General features: G+C 62.2%; 15 protein-coding genes and 1 tRNA gene. 7 read left to right on the forward strand and 9 right to left on the reverse strand.

Going from position 1 to position 17,814, the window contains the following annotated elements:
• Positions 1-125: 125 nt before the first annotated feature.
• The 5 genes from B149_RS0106770 to B149_RS0106790 form a co-directional block, all read right to left on the reverse strand.
• Positions 126-201 (reverse strand) — tRNA-Ile (locus tag B149_RS0106770).
• A 54-nt stretch (positions 202-255) separates the two neighbouring features.
• Positions 256-744, reverse strand: a complete 489-nt coding sequence (rfaE2, locus tag B149_RS0106775; protein ID WP_018124427.1) for a D-glycero-beta-D-manno-heptose 1-phosphate adenylyltransferase — start codon at positions 742-744, stop codon at positions 256-258.
• A 1-nt stretch (position 745) separates the two neighbouring features.
• The gene (locus B149_RS0106780; RefSeq protein WP_018124428.1) at positions 746-1,516 is read right to left on the reverse strand and encodes a YkgJ family cysteine cluster protein; all 771 of its coding nucleotides are present in this window, start codon (positions 1,514-1,516) and stop codon (positions 746-748) included.
• A 73-nt stretch (positions 1,517-1,589) separates the two neighbouring features.
• Positions 1,590-3,227 (reverse strand): glycosyltransferase family 2 protein, encoded by a 1,638-nt coding sequence (locus tag B149_RS16665; RefSeq protein WP_018124429.1) that lies wholly within the window; start codon positions 3,225-3,227, stop codon positions 1,590-1,592.
• Positions 3,217-5,286, reverse strand: coding sequence for a glycosyltransferase (locus B149_RS0106790; RefSeq protein WP_018124430.1), 2,070 nt, complete (start codon positions 5,284-5,286; stop codon positions 3,217-3,219). The genes B149_RS16665 and B149_RS0106790 overlap by 11 nt, the downstream gene beginning before the upstream one ends.
• A gap of 153 nt (positions 5,287-5,439) precedes the next feature.
• Between B149_RS0106790 and B149_RS0106795 the strand changes: the two genes are divergently transcribed.
• Positions 5,440-6,870: a sigma-54-dependent transcriptional regulator gene (locus B149_RS0106795; RefSeq protein ID WP_018124431.1), complete on the forward strand. Its 1,431-nt coding sequence runs from the start codon at positions 5,440-5,442 to the stop codon at positions 6,868-6,870.
• Positions 6,871-7,025: 155 nt separating this feature from the next.
• On the opposite strand, the gene cydB is transcribed toward B149_RS0106795, so the two are convergent.
• The 3 genes from cydB to B149_RS0106810 all read right to left on the reverse strand — a co-directional run bounded on the left by cydB (position 7,026) and on the right by B149_RS0106810 (position 10,858).
• On the reverse strand, positions 7,026-8,060 hold the full coding sequence (gene cydB / locus B149_RS0106800) for a cytochrome d ubiquinol oxidase subunit II (RefSeq protein WP_018124432.1): 1,035 nt from the start codon (positions 8,058-8,060) through the stop codon (positions 7,026-7,028).
• Positions 8,061-8,085: 25 nt separating this feature from the next.
• Positions 8,086-9,390 carry a cytochrome ubiquinol oxidase subunit I gene (locus B149_RS0106805; protein ID WP_018124433.1) on the reverse strand — a complete coding sequence of 435 codons (1,305 nt, stop codon included), beginning with the start codon at positions 9,388-9,390 and terminating at the stop codon, positions 8,086-8,088.
• Positions 9,391-9,529: 139 nt separating this feature from the next.
• Complete coding sequence (locus B149_RS0106810; RefSeq protein WP_018124434.1) at positions 9,530-10,858, reverse strand: ATP-dependent 6-phosphofructokinase; 1,329 nt, start codon at positions 10,856-10,858, stop codon at positions 9,530-9,532.
• Between the two features lie 98 nt (positions 10,859-10,956).
• Here B149_RS0106810 and B149_RS0106815 point away from each other — a divergent pair, with 98 nt between their 5' ends.
• The 5 genes from B149_RS0106815 (at position 10,957) to B149_RS0106835 (ending at position 15,078) form a co-directional block, all read left to right on the forward strand.
• Complete coding sequence (locus B149_RS0106815; protein ID WP_026167489.1) at positions 10,957-11,379, forward strand: Hsp20/alpha crystallin family protein; 423 nt, start codon at positions 10,957-10,959, stop codon at positions 11,377-11,379.
• Between the two features lie 94 nt (positions 11,380-11,473).
• Positions 11,474-12,148 (forward strand): substrate-binding periplasmic protein, encoded by a 675-nt coding sequence (locus tag B149_RS0106820; RefSeq protein ID WP_018124436.1) that lies wholly within the window; start codon positions 11,474-11,476, stop codon positions 12,146-12,148.
• A gap of 90 nt (positions 12,149-12,238) precedes the next feature.
• Positions 12,239-13,093, forward strand: a complete 855-nt coding sequence (locus tag B149_RS0106825; protein ID WP_018124437.1) for a zinc metalloprotease HtpX — start codon at positions 12,239-12,241, stop codon at positions 13,091-13,093.
• Positions 13,094-13,095: 2 nt separating this feature from the next.
• On the forward strand, positions 13,096-14,427 hold the full coding sequence (locus B149_RS0106830; RefSeq protein ID WP_018124438.1) for a trypsin-like peptidase domain-containing protein: 1,332 nt from the start codon (positions 13,096-13,098) through the stop codon (positions 14,425-14,427).
• A 45-nt stretch (positions 14,428-14,472) separates the two neighbouring features.
• On the forward strand, positions 14,473-15,078 hold the full coding sequence (locus B149_RS0106835) for a class I SAM-dependent methyltransferase (RefSeq protein ID WP_018124439.1): 606 nt from the start codon (positions 14,473-14,475) through the stop codon (positions 15,076-15,078).
• 88 nt (positions 15,079-15,166) lie between these two features.
• On the opposite strand, the gene B149_RS0106840 is transcribed toward B149_RS0106835, so the two are convergent.
• Complete coding sequence (locus B149_RS0106840; RefSeq protein WP_018124440.1) at positions 15,167-16,771, reverse strand: lytic transglycosylase; 1,605 nt, start codon at positions 16,769-16,771, stop codon at positions 15,167-15,169.
• A gap of 190 nt (positions 16,772-16,961) precedes the next feature.
• On the opposite strand from B149_RS0106840, the gene rlmB reads away from it, so the two are divergent.
• Positions 16,962-17,732 (forward strand): 23S rRNA (guanosine(2251)-2'-O)-methyltransferase RlmB, encoded by a 771-nt coding sequence (gene rlmB / locus B149_RS0106845; protein ID WP_018124441.1) that lies wholly within the window; start codon positions 16,962-16,964, stop codon positions 17,730-17,732.
• The last annotated feature ends 82 nt before the right edge of the window (positions 17,733-17,814 follow it).

The raw sequence follows: 17,814 nt of genomic DNA on the forward strand, positions 1-17,814 counted from the left end.
GCATTTCCCTCAAGGAGCATCGTATCATCTCATATCAGCATAGAGCCTTGTTCCGGATGCGGCGCGGGATTCGCTTCACGCTCATGGGCACGGTTCTCGTTCCCCCGTATTTGAGGGGTTAGGGGTGGTGGGCCAACCAGGATTTGAACCTGGGACCGACCGGTTATGAGCCGGTGGCTCTGCCAACTGAGCTACTGGCCCACTCCGCAAGAACAAAACCCGATATCCGGGAAAAGGCGGTTTGTCAAGCTTTCGTTACGCAATGCCCGACCGGATGCGCTCGATGACGGAAGTCGTGGAGTACCCCTCAAGCAAGGGAATACTCAGTACTTTTCCGCCGTCAGACTCCACCACGTCGCGTCCCACGATCTTATCTACGGGCCAGTCGCCACCTTTTACCAACACCTGCGGGCGCACGGCGCGGATCAGTTCAAGCGGCGTGTCCTCGTCGAAGAGTATAACGAAATCCACGCAGGCGAGCCCCGCCAGCACGAAGGCGCGCGCGTCCTGCCCGTTGACGGGGCGGTCGTCGCCCTTGCCGAGCCTGCGCACCGAGGCGTCGCTGTTCAGCCCTACCATGAGCGCGTCACCGAGGTCCCGGGCGCGTTGCAGGTAGTCCACGTGGCCGGGGTGCAGCAGGTCGAAGCAGCCGTTGGTGAACACGAGCCGCTTTTCGGCGAGCGCGTCGCGCTTGGCGCGAAACTCGGCCACGGTCAGGACTTTGGGGCTGGCGGGCACGTGCATGCTAGACCTTGGGCTTGAGGTTGCCGACCGGACCGAGGAGCAGCAGCTCCAGCCAGTCCATGCCGAATTCCAGTGCGGCCTCTTCGTTGTCGAGCACGGCCTGCTGGCGTGCCTCGTCGATTTCCACGCGCTCGAACAGTTTCATGTCCTGTGCGAACTGCTGAAAGTCGTCGATCTGGTACAGGCAGAGCATGATCATCTGGACCATGCGGTCGTTGAGCATGCGTCCGGACTGGTTCACCTGCGACATGATGTGCATGTAGCGGTCGTTGAAACGAATGTAGTCGTCAAAGCCCTGATCCGCGAACCACTCGTCGGTGTCCCACTCGTCCGGTTCCTCGAAGCCGCGACAGTGATCCTCGCGTACCACGAAGAATTGTTCCTTGACGCCACCCTCGCCGTCGGGGCGCGCGGCGCGGCCCAGCGGATAGGTGCGGCAGGCGCCCGGGCGGTCCGGGTAGACGGCGCAGCCTTCCTCGCGGACGTAGGGACAGCTGCGGGCGTCGGTGTCGGTCATGCGCAGGTGCAGCAGGGGAAAGTGGCTGCCCTCGGACTTCTGGGCGTCCACGAAGGAGTGGATGAAGTCGCGGCTGGACATGCCGAGGCTGCGGCGCAGGCGAAGCACGTCGTACGGGGCGAGCACGAGGTTCAGGTCGCTGCAGCACTTGTTGAAGCACGTGATCCCCGGATAGCAGCGAAAGTTTATTTTTTCGCCCGGCTTGAGTTCGGGCAGGCTGTCGAGAAAATCTCTGGTCTGGTCTTCTTGGCTCATGAAACCTCCGGGAAGCGACGTGCTCCCGTCTTTTTTGAGACGCGAATAGATGTCGCGGACATGTTTGTCAAATCTACCGGGCCGCAACGTCCAGCATCAGTCCCAGATGCGCGGCCTTTTCCCGCAGGTCCTTCAGCAGCCGCTGACGGCCGATGTGTTCCAGATCACGGAGTTCTTCGTTGGGATGCAGCGCCTGGAGCTTGAACTTGTTGCCCAGCGCGTTGCCCTCGGCCTGCGGCGAGCTGTGGCTGGCCATGCCGCTGCGTTTGCGGTGCCGCACCGTGAGATGGCCCTGATAGACCGCGTGCCCGCCGTTCTTCAGCAGCCGGATGTCGTGCTCCAGATCATCGTATTGGGACGGGGAGAGCCGGATGTCAAAACCGCCGGAGGCGCGCAGGGTCTCGGCGCGGAAGAGATGGCAGCAGCCGGTCACGGAGTCGCAGGGGCGCATGTAGTCGAACAGGCCCGCGTCCAGTGTCTGCACGAACAGGCTGGGGTCACCGGTGCCCTGATTCTCCGGGATTTCGAGCTGGTGGTCGGCGTGCTGGATGATGGCGGTGTTGGCGTGGTCCACCACCTTGCAGCCCCAGACCGACGCTTCGGGATACCGCTGTACGGCCGCACCGAGCTGCCGCAGCCAGTCCGCGGGCAGGTCCACGTCGTCGTCGAGGTAGCAGAGAAAGGCGTATCCGCGCTCCAGCGCTTCCTTGAGCAGCCAGTTGCGGGCCACGGCCGCACCCGTGTTCACGGGCAGTGAGATGCGGGTGAAGCTGCCTTCCCGCCGGGCGTCGAAGCGATATTCCCACTGTTCGAGGATGGTGGCGGTGCCGTCGTCCGAACCGTTGTCCAGCACGAGCAGGTCTGGGTCATCCTCCGCGCGGAACAGGGACCCGAGCGTGGCGTCCAGATCATCCTTTTTGTTCCACGAGTAGAGCAGTACGGCGGTGCGCCCGGGCAGCTCGGACCGCTCAAGGTCCACGCTGCCAAGATGATCGTGCAGCCGCAGCAGCAGGCCGGCGTTCCACGGCATGGCCTTGAAGGCCTCCATGAGCCACAGGGCGGCTTCGTCGCGGTATCCCTCGCGGGCAAGACGCAGTCCGGCGTGCATGGCACCCCAGCCCCTGCCGAAGACGGGATCGCCCTGCGCCACCAATGGGTCGGGTTCGCAGGGGGTGCCGCGGAAGCGTTCGATCTCTTCGCGAAGGGGAATCTGGGCCTTGTCCGCGGGACCGCCGGTGAGCGGGGGCAGCAGGCTCTCCACGAAGTCCGGGTCGTTGTCCACAAGGCCGAAAAAAGCCGCCTTGGAGGCCCAGAAGAGATTCTCCGGGTCCGTGGCGGCCTGTCTGGCGATGAATTCCTTGATGCGCCGAAAGTCCTTTTTGCCTGCCAGCCTGGTGAGATGGTCCGCGCTTCTGGGTTCGCGCCACAGTTCCTTGACCGCCTGAAGCGTGGCCACGGTTTCGTCCGAGAGCAGGCCGGAGACTTCGGGAGAGCGCAGCATCTGTTCGGCAAAGACGCCGTCCAGCGGGTTTTCGGAAAAAGCCGTGGTCAGGGCGCTGCCTGCCACCGGATACAGCTGCTGATCGCCGGATGCCAGCGCGGCGCGCGCCACCTTGAGCAGGTGCGTGCGGCCGGTGAAGCCCTGCGCCAACAGGTACGCCAGCTCCTGCGGCAGATTGCTCCAGAATTCGAGCACCGGGTTATCCGTCATCCGAGACCTCCTCGATGTTCAGCGCGGAGAGCGGGCGCTGGCCCATGTACACGCGCACGAGGTTCATGCCCTTGGCCTGCCGCGTCATGAGCGTGCGCACGATGCGTCGGTTCACGCGGCCCATCTCCGTGCGCAGGTCGCGATCCCCGCAGAGCTGGCGGATGCGCCGGGCGATGCATTCGGCGTCCTCGTCCTCGCAGATGAAGCCGTTGACTCCGTCGCGGACCAGTTCCGGCATCCCTCCCACACGGGTCACCACGGCGGGCAGGCCCGCGTCGAAGGCTTCCAGCAGCGTGTTGGGCAGGCTCTCCTTTCGCGAGGGTACCACGAGAAGGTCGGAAGCGCGAACCTGCTCCAGTGTCTGGGCGTGTTCCAGCACGCCGGTCAGGTGCAGGCGATCCAGCGTGGCGGCCGAAACCACGCCGTCAAAACGCTTCATCTCCGCCTCGCGAACGCCGACGGCCACGAATTCCACGTCGCGCGCATCCTGTTTGCAGAACTCTTCCATGGCACGCAAAAAGACGTCGAACCCTTTCACCACGGCCGCGTTGCCGATGTACAGCACCCGCACGCCGCGTTTCTTGCGTTCGCGCACGCCGCCCAGATCTGGCCCGTTGTAGGCGTTGTAGACCACGGCCAGCCGTTTGTCCGGGATGCGTTTTCTGCGAAGCACGTCCGCGCACATGACCGAGTTGCAGACCACCGCGTCAGCCGGGGCGGTCCAGAGGAAAAAGACGTCGTTGGGCCGGGAGATGACGCCCCGGTTGATGAAAAGCTTGAACTTGCAGCCCATGAGTCGCGCCAACGATCCGAGCTTGTAGGCGCGGTTGTGGAAGGTGTGCACCACGTCAACATTGTGTTCACCGACAAGCGTCTTGAGGTAGGAAGCTCCTGCCAGAGGCTTGTCGAACCCGTCGTACTCCACCACCTTGGCGCCCGCTTTCTCCATCTCCGCCTTGAGGGGAGAGCCGGGCTTGAGCAGGGCCAGCGTGCGCAGGCCGAGATCGCGCATGGCCTCGGCGTTGTTGACCATCTGCCGCGAACCGCCCGAGAGCTTGGATGAGTCGGTTGCGTAGAGCACGCATTTCGGCGCGGGCTTTTTGGTGAACCGCTTGAAGCAGACCGTTGCGCTGACGCGGTTGGAGTACATGCGAAGCCGCTGCTGCACCCATTTGCCGGTCTTGTTTTTGCCGACACCCACACGGTGCATCCTGTACGGGTCGCCGCCGCGGACGTTGGGGCCGCGCTCCAGCGTAAAGGAACCGGTGTATCCGGCTTCCTTGAGCGCGTTCATGGAAAGATCGTCGAAATCGCCCCACGGCCAGCAGAAGAGCTGCTCGTCGAGGCCGTTGAGCTCGCGCACCCGTTCAAGGCTGTCGCGGAAATCCTTGAGGCAGAAGGACCGCCGTTCCTGCTCGGCGCGAAGCCGGAACTGCGGAACGCCGTCCTCGCGCAGGGTGGGCCAGAAGCCGTCGTGAACGTAGGCGCTGCCCACGTCGAGGACGGGCCAGTTCGGATCGAAGCCCGGATAGATGCTCCACGCACCCCAGTGCGCCCGCGCGTTGCCCATGAGCCGGTTCTGGGTGAGGGTGCGGAAGGTCCCCTGATGCCGCAGGCCGTGGGAATGGATCTCCATGCCCATGGACAGCATCTCGGCGGTCTCGCCGGTGTTGATGAACTGGGAGTTGTCCCCGCTGCCGTGGGCGTCGATGAAACACTGGCGCATGTGTTTCGGTTGCGGCATGCGTCGTTCGTCGCGCGCCGGGGCGTCGTCCATGAAGTCGGGGAGCACGAAAAAGCATCCGGTCATGCCGCGCTTGGCCAGCTCGGGCGCAATGACCGTGCGGCTGGAGATGTGGCCGTCGTCGAAGGTCAGGACCACGCGGCGTCCGTCGAGCATTTTTTCGCCGCGCATGAAGGCCGCGAGATCGGCAGCGGTGGCGGTGGCGTATCCGGCGTCCTCGATGGCGTCGAGATGTTCGCGAAAGCGTTCGGCGCTCAGGCCGCCCTCGGGGCCGACGTCGTGGTAGCAGAAAACTGGTATGCTTTTGAAGGACATGTGTCTGGGGAGTCTCCCGGCGATATGTCTCCGGCGGCAGGGGCTTGCCGTCGGGCAGGGAATAGGTATCACGCTGCCGGAAACCGCGCAAGAAAGCGGATTTTCCTCAAGGCTATTGAAATCGTGCGTGTTAGCGGCTATGAATTCGGAATCATGACGGCGAACACGGTCCTTTTCATCGCGGAACCGCAGGCCGTGACGGGCATCTTCCCCGCGCTCAAGGAGCAGGGGTTGCAGGCCGGTCTGGCCGATACACTCAATGGCGCGCTCGGATTCATTCGCAAATCCAGGCCCGCCGTGGTCTTCTGTCGTCCGCGATTGCAGGGGTTTTCCGCCTCGGACCTGCTGACTCAGGCCGCCGCCGATCCCGAGTTTCCGCCCGTTGTCGTCTTCTCCCCCAGCGGATCCGCCGAAGAGGCCCGTGAATTTCTTGAGATGGGAGCGCGCGACTACTGGCTGGAACCGCTCGTCTGGGACAAGATACGGCTGATTCTGCCGCAGGCCCCCCGGGACGCCGAGCCCGAAGCCGAGCCGGAACCGGCCCCGGCCGCCCCCGAGCCGCCGTCCGCCCAGCCGCGCGGGGATTCCAGATTTTCCATCATCGGGCAGCATCCTGCCGTCCTGCGAGTGCTGGCGCTCGCCAAGCGCGTGGCGCGTTCCAAGGCCACCGTACTCATTTCCGGCGAGTCCGGTACCGGTAAGGAAATGTTCGCCCGCTACCTGCACCACAATTCGGACCGAGACGAAAAGCCGTTCGTGGCCATCAACTGCGCGGCTTTGCCTGAGCATCTTCTGGAATCCGAACTCTTCGGGCACGAGAAGGGCGCCTTCACCGGGGCCATCGCCCGCAAGCAGGGCAAGTTCGAGCTTGCCGACGGCGGCACCATCCTGCTGGACGAGATCACGGAAATGGACATGGGGCTACAGGCCAAGCTGCTGCGCGTGCTGCAGGAGTCCGAGTTCGACCGCGTGGGCGGCACCGAGACCGTGAAGGTGGACGTGCGCGTGCTGGCGACCACCAACCGCTCCATCGAGCAGACCGTGCGCGAGGGCAAGTTCCGCGAAGACCTTTTCTACCGCCTGAATGTCATTCCGCTCAAGCTTCCGGCTCTTCGCGAGCGCGGTGAGGACGTGGTTCGGCTGGCGGAATTTTTCACCGCAAAATACTGCGCCGCCTACGGCATGGGCAGGTTGGCCTTTTCAGAGGACGCCAAGAACTGGCTCGTGGAATACGAGTGGCCCGGCAACGTGCGAGAATTGCAGAACCTCATGGAGCGCGCCGTCCTGCTGGCCGGCGACGGCCCCATTCGCCGCGATCACTTCCTGATGGACGACGCCGAATGGGTGCCCGACGATCTCGACGAGATGCAGCAGGCCGGAGAAGAGGCCGCGCCGCCCGAGCCGCAGACAGCGGAAGAGGCGCTCTCGGTCATGCCGCTGCACGAGATGGAAAAGAAGCTCATCCTCAAAAGCCTTGACGAAACGCAGGGCAACCGTACCCGCGCCGCTGAAATGCTCGGCATCTCCGTGCGCACGCTGCGCAACAAGATCAACGAATACAAGAAGCTGGGCATCAGCCTCTAGCCGAACCGTTTTTTCCGATTCGTCAAGGCGATTATGCTATCCACCGCTTGCGGCCATGGCGCATCGGTTTATTGTCGTGTCGTGCTTTTCCGAAACCGGAAAAGAAAAGGCCCGCCGTTTCCGGCGGGCCTTGGTGTTTGTGGCAGTGATTGCGTCTAGTATTCCATGTCCAGTTCTTCCACGTTGTGCGTGGCGAAGGTCTTGTAGGCCCAGAACTGGTAGGCGATGACGATGGGGACGAACACCAGCGCCACGCCGAGCATGATCGTCAGGGTCAGCTCGCTGGACGAGGAGTTCATGATGGTCAGGCTGCGTCCGGGATTCGGGTTGGACAGGATGATCGTCGGGAACAGTCCCGTCACGCCGAACAGCGCCGTGCCCACGATGAACAGGGACGAGGAGCCCCAGGCCTTCCACCACGAGCCTGCACCCATGTAGCTGCGCATGAGCACCAGCCCCGCCACCGGCAGCGCCAGAATCGGCAGCAGCCACGGATAGGCGAGGTAGTTGGCGAACAGCTTGGTCTGCACCGCAGAGTAGACCAGAAAGGCCACGGTGAGCAGCACCAGCAGGGGCCAGAGTTTCACCGCGAGGTTCTCGGCGCGGGCCTTGACCGGGCCGACTCCGCGAATGGAAAGCCACAGCGAGCCGTGCATGAGAAACATCACGAGGAACAGCACGCCTCCCGCGAGGCCGTATGGGTTGATCAGGCCGAACAGGCCGGCCTGCGAAAAGCCTGTCTCGTCCAGAGGCAGGCCCTGAAAGAGATTGGCGAAGGCCACGCCGAGCAGTACGGCGGGCAGGAACGAGCCTATGAAGTGGCAGCCGTCCCAGAGTTTGCGCCACGCGGTGTTTTCGATCTTCGAGCGGAACTCGAAGGACACCCCGCGCAGGATCAGCGCGAAGAGCAGCAGCATCAGCGCCGTGTACAGACCGCTGAACATCTTGGCGTAGGCCAGCGGGAAAGCGGCGAAGGTCACACCGCCGGCGGCGATGAGCCAGACCTCGTTGCCGTCCCAGAAGGGCCCCTGCGCGTTGTAGATGACGCGTTTTTCCGCATCGTTCTTGGCGAGGAACGGCATGAGCGTTCCGGAGCCGAGGTCGAAGCCGTCGAGCATGAAGTATACCGACCAGAGAACGCCCCAGAGGACGAACCAGACGGTGGCAAGAAGATAGTGAGTCGGTTCCATGATTCTTCTCCTGTGATTCCCTGGGTTAGCCTTCTTCGGGTTCCGGGCCCTGTCTGGCGAAGCGGATCATCAACCAGATGCCGGCGATGCCGAGCAGCGTGTAGATGGCGCACATGGTGATGAAGGAGAAGCCGACCTGGCCGGCGGTCACCGGGGACACGGCGTCGGAGGTCTTCATCAGGCCGTAGACGATCCACGGCTGGCGCCCCACTTCGGCCACGATCCAGCCCATCTGCATGGCGAGATAGGGAACCGGAATGAGGAACGGCAGCACCTTGAGGAACTTGGGGAAGTCCTCGATGCGCTTTCGCATGAGCCACGCAAAGCCCGCCACTGCGATCATCAGGGTGCCGAAGCCGACCATGCCCCTGAAGGCCATGAAGGTCAGCGTCACCGGGGGACGCTCGTCTTCGGGCACGTCGTTGAGGCCCATGACCTCGGCGGAGGGATCGTTGTAGGCGAGGATGCTCAGCAGGCCCGGAATGGGCAGGGCTTCAAGCTTGTTGCCGTCCTGTCCGGGAATCTGCAGCAGGTACATGGGGGCGTAGGTGCTGGTCTCCCAGTGGGATTCCATGGCCGCCAGCTTGACGGGCTGCACCTCGGCCACGTGGTTGCCGTGGGCATGTCCCTGCACCGCCACCAGCACCGTGGCCACGAGGCCCAGCGTGGCGCTGATGCGGAAGGACTTGCGGAAGAAATCGACATGGCTCTTGCGGTACAGATGCCATGCGGAGATGCCCATGACGAAGAACGCGGCCACGCAGAAGGCGCCCAGCACGTTGTGCATGAACTGGTGCCACGCGAACATGTTGGTGATGACTTCGGTGAAATTTTCGAGTTCGGCCCGGCCGTTGCGCATCACGTATCCCACGGGATGCTGCATGAAACCGTTGGCGATGAGAATCCAGATGGCGGAAAGGTTACTCGCCACGGCCACACACCATGCAGAGATCATGTGCGCCTTGGGAGACAGGCGTTTCCAGCCGAAGTGCCATACGCCGATGAACGTGGATTCGAGGAAGAAGGCCGCCGTGGCCTCGATGGCCAGCAGCGATCCGAAAATGTCGCCCACGTAGGCGGAATACCCGGCCCAGTTGGTGCCGAACTGGAATTCGAGCGTGATCCCCGTCACCACGCCCAGCGCAAAGTTGATGAGGAAGAGTTTTCCCCAGAATTTGGCCATTCTGCGATACACTTCCTTGCCCGTGCGAACGTAGGCGGTCTCCATGCACGCAATAACCACGGAGAGCCCGAGCGTGAGCGGCACGAAGATGAAGTGGAACGCGGTTGCTGCGGCGAACTGCAACCTTGAAAGCATGAGAACGTCCATTGCAAACCCCCTAATAATGATATTTCAGGCACACTTATAGCCCGAATCGAGCAATATGTTCAATCGTTTTTGAATAATACCCACACAAACGAAGAAATCAATAAGAATTATCATTCTTGTTTGTGTGGGTATTCGAGGGCTATTCGTTGCGCATGTTTATGGGTTGTCCGGTGGATTCGAGCACGGCCCGCCAGTAGTTGGAGCAGGTGTTGATGCGCTTGCGACGCTTGGTCACCAGCTCCATGGGGATGTGCACGTACCGGCCGTTCCAACGGGAGATGACCAGTCCGGTGCGGCCGACCATGCCCGCGTGCACGGCATGGATGCCGAGGAACGAGCAGTAGATCCGGTCGTTGGAGTTGGCCGGAATGGACCGGATGATGTAGCTGGGGTCGATGTACTTCAGCGTCAGGTCGATGCCGAGTTCCTTGAAGTGGCTCTTGATTTCGGAGCGCAGCACCGTGGAGATGTCGCCGAGGACCACGTTGCCCGACTTGTCCTTGGCGCCGGTTTCTCCGATGAGGTTCTGGCCCGCGCCTTCCGCCAGCACGATCACCGCGTGGCCGCGTCGTTTCATGCGCTCTTCAAGGTGCGCGAGAAAGCCGTTTTCACCGTGCAGGTCGAACGGATCCTCGGGGATCAACACGAAGTTCACGTCCTGCAGGGCCATGGCGCTCTGAGCGGCAATGAATCCGGATTCACGCCCCATGAGCTTGACCAGCCCGATACCCCACGGCGCACCCGTGGCTTCCACATGCGCACAGCGAATGGCTTCCGTGGCCTTTTCCACCGCCGTGTCGAAGCCGAAGGACGGCGAGGCGAAGTTGATGTCGTTGTCGATGGTTTTCGGCAGACCCACAATGGAAATGGACAGGTTGCGCTTGGCGATCTCCTTCTGAATGGCCTCGGCCGCGTGCATGGTGCCGTCGCCGCCGATCATGAAGAGCATGGAAATGTTCATGCGTTCCAGTGCGTCCACTATCTGGTCCACGGGCTGCGGTCCTCGGGAGCTGCCGAGGATGGTGCCGCCGAATTCGTGAATCTGATTCACGCTTCCCGGCGTAAGTTCCATGACGTCGTAGCCATATTCGGGTATGAAACCCGCAAGACCGTATTGAATGCCCAGCACGCTGGGCACGTTGTACTCGTGATGAGCGGTCATGACGATGGACCGGATGACGTCGTTGAGACCCGGACAGAGGCCGCCGCAGGTGACAACGGCGCACTTGGCCTTCTTGGGGTCGAAGTAGATCTTCTGGCGCGGACCGGCCAGCTCGAAGTAGATGTGTTCAGGTTCCTTCTTGCGGCCCTTGGTCCTGTCCACGCTCTTGCGGGAGATGTTCACCAGCACGGCGTCATCGTCATCGACGAAGCGTCCGAAGGTCAGCGGGCTGTCCACGCGGGGATCGCCCAGCTGGGGGATGGTGGTGTCTCCGGCTTTGTAGATAGGCTCTCGGCAGGTTTTCATGTCGGTGAGTCTCCTTGGGCAGCGGTTGAAGATTTGGCTGCAATGCTATATCCCATTTTAAAGCAGGGCAAATTATATTCCTGTGAAGCGAGCGTCTCATGGCGAAACTGAACTGGAACCCCTGGATGGGGCTGGACGAAAACGGCGACGACACGGAAAGGGGTTTCGAGGAAATCTCCGTGAATACCGACTCCGCAAACGTGTGGTCGCCCGCTGCCGACATGGTGGAAAGCGAACGGCACATCCACATTCTGGTGGAAGTTCCGGGGCTGAGCCTTGAGGATATGGTTGTCGAGGTTCAGCAGGGGGAGCTTGTGGTCTGCGGCCGCCGCTGCTTCGCGCGCGATGACCGCGACAATCTCTACCACGTGCTTGAACGCGATTACGGGCCGTTTCTTCGCCGGTTCTCCCTGCCGAAACGGGTGAACAGCAGGAGCGTTTCCGCTCGTTTGAGCAACGGATTGCTGACCATCACCATAGCTAAGCGCCCGCCCGGGCGACGGACTATCAAAGTCGGATAGTGCTACCGCATTGAAAAAAAATACGCTTCTTTTGTTTTTCGTGCTCGCGTCGAGCCTGCTCGTACCTGCTGTGTCACACTGCGCGGACGAGCGAATGACCGTGGCCATCGAATCCTTTCCTCCTTACGAGTACATGAAGGACGGCGTTGCCAGCGGGGCCAATGTGGAAATCATCCGCGAGGCCTGCCGCCGGATGGACGTGATTCCCCACTTCATGCAGTTTCCGTGGCGCAGGGCGCTCCTGGAGCTGCGCGAAGGTGGCGTGGACGTCGTTTCCTCGGGCTTCAGAACCATGCAGCGCGAAGTCTACGCCCTGTATCCGAAGCATCCGCTGGCAAGGGAAGAGGTGGTCGTCGTGACCGGTGACGCGAATCCCCATTCGCTCGGATCCCTCAACGGTTTGCGTGGCCTGCGCGTCGGCGTTGTCCGGCAGCACTCTTACGGCGAGGAATTCGACAGCATGCGCGGGCTGGACAAGGATTACAGCATGGACGTGGTCTCCCAGCTCAGAAAACTTGCCCGCGGAAGAACCGACGTGGCGCTCGTGAACCGGGAAGTCTTCGAGTTTCAGACCCGGCATCACGGCATAGGCGGGCTGCGGGTGGTGCGCAGTCTGGGCCGAACCGAGCTGTTCGCCATGTTCTCGCGGGCCGGGGGCAACCGCGTGCGCTCGCTCTGCGAGCGATTTGACCAGGTGCTGGGTGACATGTGGGCCGACGGTACCGTCACGGCGATTCACAAGCGCCATGGTCTGGAAAATGGCCGGTAACGATTGCCAAGCGCACGGGGCTGATTATATAAACTGTCTCCCGTTCGCTTGATGACGGGTAAAGCTGACTGCAAGGAGACGGACAATACAATGACCAGCCAGATTAAAACCGTGGTTCTGCTCGGCCTGCTGACCGGGCTGCTTATGCTTCTAGGCGGCGCGATGGGCGGTCGCGCGGGCCTGATGATCGCTTTCATCATCGCCATGGTGATGAATGTGGGGAGCTATTGGTATTCCCACAAGCTCGTGCTTTCCATGTACAAGGCCAGAGAACTTTCCCGGGGCGACGCGCCCCACATCCACGCCGTGGTCGAGGAACTCGCCGCCAATGCGGGGATCCCCAAGCCCAAAGTCTACCTTGTGCCGCAGGACCAGCCCAATGCCTTTGCCACGGGCCGCAACCCCGAGAATGCCGTGGTGGCCGTGACGAGCGGCATCGTGCGCATTCTTGACCCCGAAGAGCTGCGCGGCGTGATCGCCCACGAGATCGGCCACATCGTCAACCGCGACATTCTCATCCAGACCATCGCGGCCGTGCTCGGCGGTGCCATCGTCTTTCTCGCCAACATGTTGCAGTGGACCGCCATCTTCGGCATCGGCGGCAGCGACGACGATGAGGGCGCCAACCCCATTGCGGCCATCGCCATGGCCATTCTCGCTCCCATCGCGGCAACGTTGATCCAGATGGCCATCTCCCGCTCGCGCGAATACCTTGCCGACGAGACCGGGGCCAAGCTCTCCAGCAAGCCCAAATCGCTGGCTTCGGCGCTGGGCAAGCTCTCCAACGCTGCCGCACAGGTGCCCATGAAAGGCAGCCCGGCAACGGAGAACATGTTCATCGTCTCTCCGTTTTCCGGCGGCAAGCAGATGGCGAATCTCTTCAGCACACACCCGCCCGTGGAGGAACGCATCCGCAGGCTGAACCAGATGGCGGGGGGCCGGTAACGATGCGCTCCCTCTGGCTGTTGATCGCACTGCTGATGGCGATTCCCGCGCCTTTCGCCCGTGCCGACGACGGTCTTGAGGCGCGGCGCACCCCCGTGGTGCGCGCTGTCGAACGCGTCAGCCCGGCCGTCGTGAATATCACGGCGGTCTCGGAAACCGCCACCAGCGCCTTTCCGTTTCCCAACGACGCCATCGGCCGCTGGTTCGAGATGTTCAACAACCTGCCCAAGCGCAAGCAGCAGCGCAACAGCCTCGGCTCCGGTGTGATTATCGACGGCGAGCGCGCGCTGGTGCTGACCAACGCGCACGTGGTGGCCGGTGCCGACTCCATCAAGGTGCGGCTCAACGACGCCAGAACCTTCGACGCGGAGCTGCTCGGCGCGAACCTCGACTTCGACCTCGCCGTGCTGCGGTTGAAAAAGGCCAGACGGTTGCCCGAAGTGCCCATGGGCCGGTCCGACGACATCCTGATCGGCGAAACCGTGGTGGCCATCGGCAATCCGTACGGATTCAGCCACACCGTGACCACCGGCGTGGTCTCGGCGCTCAATCGCTCCATCCGCACCAAGCGCGGAGCCATGGGCAATTTCATCCAGACCGACGCGGCCATCAACCCCGGCAACTCCGGTGGCCCGCTGCTGAACCTCAACGGCGAACTAATCGGCGTGAACACCGCCATTTTCGCCAAGGGCGAGGGCATCGGGTTCGCCATCCCCATCAACAAGGCGCGCGTGGTGGTGGAAGAGCTGCTCACCACCGGCACCGTGGCTCCGGTCTGGCTCGGCGTGTCCGGGCAGGACATCGATCAGGGCACGGCGCATTATTTCTCACTGCCCTCGCTCAACGGCCTGCTTGTGGCCGAGGTGTACGAGGCCACCCCCGCAGCCGGCGCCGGACTGCGACCCGGCGACGTCCTGCTTACCCTCAACGGCAACAGGATTCTCGACCGCGACGATTATCTGCTCAAGATGCGCGGGCTGACCCGCAAGGAGACGATCCGGCTGGAAGTGTTCCGGCAGGGCAAGCGGATCAGCGTCGAGCTGCGTCCGCAGGCGGTGGATCGCGATATGGCGCTCAAGCTGTCGCAACGGCTCTGGGGGCTCTCCCTGAGCCGCTCAAACAGCGGTGGCGTGCGCGTCTCCGCTGTGGAAAAGGGAAGCCCCGCCGCCAAGCTCGGCATCAAGCGGGGCGACGTCATACATCGTATAGGCAACGTGGGCCTTCGCGGCATGGACGACGTGGTCAGGGCGGTTCTCATGAACCGGCTGCAGGCCACGGTGTTCCTGAACGTGCGCCGCGGCGGCAAGCTGTACCACGTCCCACTGCAACTCTAACAGGAGCTGACGGCCATAGACCCCTATCGACGATACTGGAACGAGGTGGGTGCGACCCGTATCTTCACCACCCCCTTCGACCTTGAACTGTTCAAACGTCACGTACCTTCGGACGCCCCGGTGCTCGACTTCGGCTGCGGCTATGGCCGTACCGTGGCGGAGTTGCGGGATGCCGGGTACAGCTCCATCATCGGAGCGGATATCTCCCTCTCCCTCGTGGAGCGCGGCCTGCGTGAGCATCCGGACCTTGACCTGCGCCATATGCCCGATGAATGTCTGCCGTTCGACGATGAGTCGTTCGACGGCGTGCTCATGCTGGGCGTGCTGACCTGCATCCCGGCCACTTCGGATCAGGAGCAGTGCATCGCCGAGGCCTGCCGCGTGCTGAGGCCGGGTGGATATCTCTACATCAACGACTTCCTGCTCAACAACGACCGCCGCAATCTGGACCGGTATGCGGAAGGGCAGCGCAAGTACAAGGTCTACGGCATGTTCGACATCGAGGACGGTGGCACCTTCCGCCATCACGAGATGGATCACCTGACTTCGCTGCTCTCCTGCATGGAGTTGCTGCATATGGAGGAGACCGTCTTCGAGACCATGCAGGGGCACGTCTCCAATGGCTGCCGGATGCTGGCCCGGAAGAAGTAGATCGAAATACGTACAGCCTTTCAACGTGAAAACGGGCGACGCGGTACATCCGCGTCGCCCGTTTTCCTTTCAGGGGATTGAATCGGCTCTAGTTCACGTAGACCTTGAGCCGCTGATTCACATAGATGGTGTTGCGGTTCAGCTTGTTCCACTTGCGCAGCTGGGCCACGGTGCAGCCGAACCGGCGGGCGATGCTGATGAGGTTGTCGCCGCGGCGAACCTTGTACTGCACCAGTTTGGCGCGGACTTCTCCGGCACCCTTTTTGGCCTGCTTGGTAGCCTTGGCCCCCGCGTTGGGGATGTACAGGCGCATGCCCGGCTTGATCCTGCGGGAGTTGGTGATGCCGTTGCTGCGCTTGAGCGTATTCACGCTCACGCCGAAGGTGCGGGAGATGGACCACAGGGTGTCGCCCCTGCGGATGATGTAGTCGCCCTTGGAGTTGGCGATGCGGCGACGCTTGCTGCTGGAGGCCGAAGCCACCGAGCGGCGGGACCCCTTGCCCGGGACCATGACGGTCTGACGCGGGCGCAGGATGTTGGAGCGGCGGTTGTTGATCTTCTTGAGCACCGAGATGGGCACGCCGAAACGGCGGGAGATCTTCCACCAGGAGTCGCCGCGACGCACACGGTAGGTCAGGTAGCCGGCGTAAGGCTGGGACTTGGGATTTTCGAGGTAGGCCACCATCTTGGGTGCTTCCTTGGCGGGAAGATACGCAGTGGTGGTCCAGTGGGGGGGGCTGACCTGTCTGCGGTAAGCGGGGTTGAGCTTGTGGAATTCCTTCCAGCTCAGGCCGCCCGCACGGGCCAGTGCCAGCAGATCGGTGCCGCCGGGCACCTCGACGGGCGTCAGGTCCGGCTCCTGATCCCAGCGGACCGGATCGAACCCGAGGGTGTCGAGGTTCTGGAATATCTTGGAAAGGGCGATGAATTTCGGGACGTAGTGGCGGGTTTCCTTGCGCAACTGATAACGATACTGGAGCTTGCGGTTGTTCTTGGTCAGCTCGAAGAAGTCGTTGCAGTTGGTCTTGCGCAGGGCGCGGGAAATCTTGCCTTCACCGGCGTTGTATCCGGCAAGGGCGAGGTACCAGTCGCCAAAGCGTTCGTGCAGGTCCTCAAGGTATTCGAGGGCTGCCTGTGTGGCCTTGTATGGGTCGCGCCGTTCGTCGATCCACCAGTCGATGCGCAGGCCGTACTTGCGGCCCGTGCCCTTGATGAACTGCCACATGCCGCCGGCCCCGGCCCATGAGTAGGCGTAGGGGTTGTAGCCCGACTCGGCAAAGGGCAGAATGGCGAGATCCTGCGGCATGCCACGCTTGGTGAGTTCCTGCCGGATGTACGGCAGGTAGGGCTCGGCGCGCTTGAGCCAGCGTTCCATGACGCGGCGCTTCTTGTGAGTGAAGTAGGCGAAGTACTGGCTGACTTCCTTCGTCTCGCGATAGTCGAGGTCGAACATCAGCCCGAAGCGGGACTCCAGAACGGTCTTCTCCGTTTCCGTAAGAGACTCTTCCTCTTTTTCCTCGGGTTCGGCGTTGACCGCCTCTTCAAGGGGCTGGACAGCCTCGTCCGCCTCGGTGAAGACTTTGGGAAGCTCCTCGTCCTTGGGAGAGGGAGCCTTTTTCTCGGCACAGCCCGCGAGCAGTCCGAGAGCGAGTGTTGCGATCAGAAGACCGCGAAACCATTTATAATCGAGCAAAGTTGCCTCCGTGGTTGCGCCAAACCTTAGCAGAAAGGCGCGTTGCAGGGAAGTCTAGAAAACTTCTTGATCTACCTGTTTGGCTGAGAGTACGTGCTATCTCACCTGCGTGCCGATTGCAATAGCGACGGAAAACGACTACTCGGAACACAGGCCGATATGGCCCCTCAAACGTCCAAAAGGCGAGATAATGCGAAACAAAAGTGACGATCGCGCCCCTTCGAGGGGCGGAAAGGATTTTGTGGTAGGCACCAAGCCGGTGCTGGAGCTTCTGGAAGCCAACCCGGAACGCGTGGACCACGTCATGTTCAAAAAAGGCAGGCACGACAAGCAGCTGGACCGCATCGTGACCCTGTGCCGCGATAATGGAATTGCATTCAAATCGGTGCAGACAAAGGACCTGGATCGGGCTTATTCCGGCAACCATCAGGGCGTGGCCGCACAGGTTGCCGCGCTGGAATACACGCCCGTGGAGCAGCTGCTGGAAACCGCTCCGGACGCACCGCTTCCGCTCATCGTGGCCCTTGATCAGGTTCAGGACCCGGGCAACGTTGGCGCTCTGGTGCGCACGGTCTACGCCATGGGCGGGGCCGGGGTCATCGTCTGTCGCCACCACGGCGCATACCTCGGTGCCGGAGCGGTCAAGGCCAGTGCGGGCGCGCTCAACCGTTTGCCCGTGGCCAAGGCCAACAACCTCTCCCGCACTCTGGTGGACTGCCGTCAGCATGGCTATGAAATATACTGCACCCGCTCCGGGGAGGACTCTGAAAACGCCTTCGACACCAAGCTGAACCTTCCGGCCGTGCTGGTGCTCGGCAACGAGGAAAAAGGCGTGCGTCCCGGTGTGGCCAAGCAGTGCACCCGCGAGATATATCTTCCTTTCAAGAGGGACTTCGACTCCCTCAATGTGGCGCAGGCCGGAGCCATGCTCGTGGGCATGTTCTCCCTGCGCAACTCTTAGCTCGTCTACGCGAATGAAGCCTCATGCGGACCGTCCACCGGGCGGTCCGTTTTTTTGTTGCGAGCACTTTCCAGGGTTCTGC

Source organism: Desulfovibrio oxyclinae DSM 11498 (assembly GCF_000375485.1).
GTDB classification, from domain to species: Bacteria; Desulfobacterota; Desulfovibrionia; order Desulfovibrionales; family Desulfovibrionaceae; genus Pseudodesulfovibrio; species Pseudodesulfovibrio oxyclinae.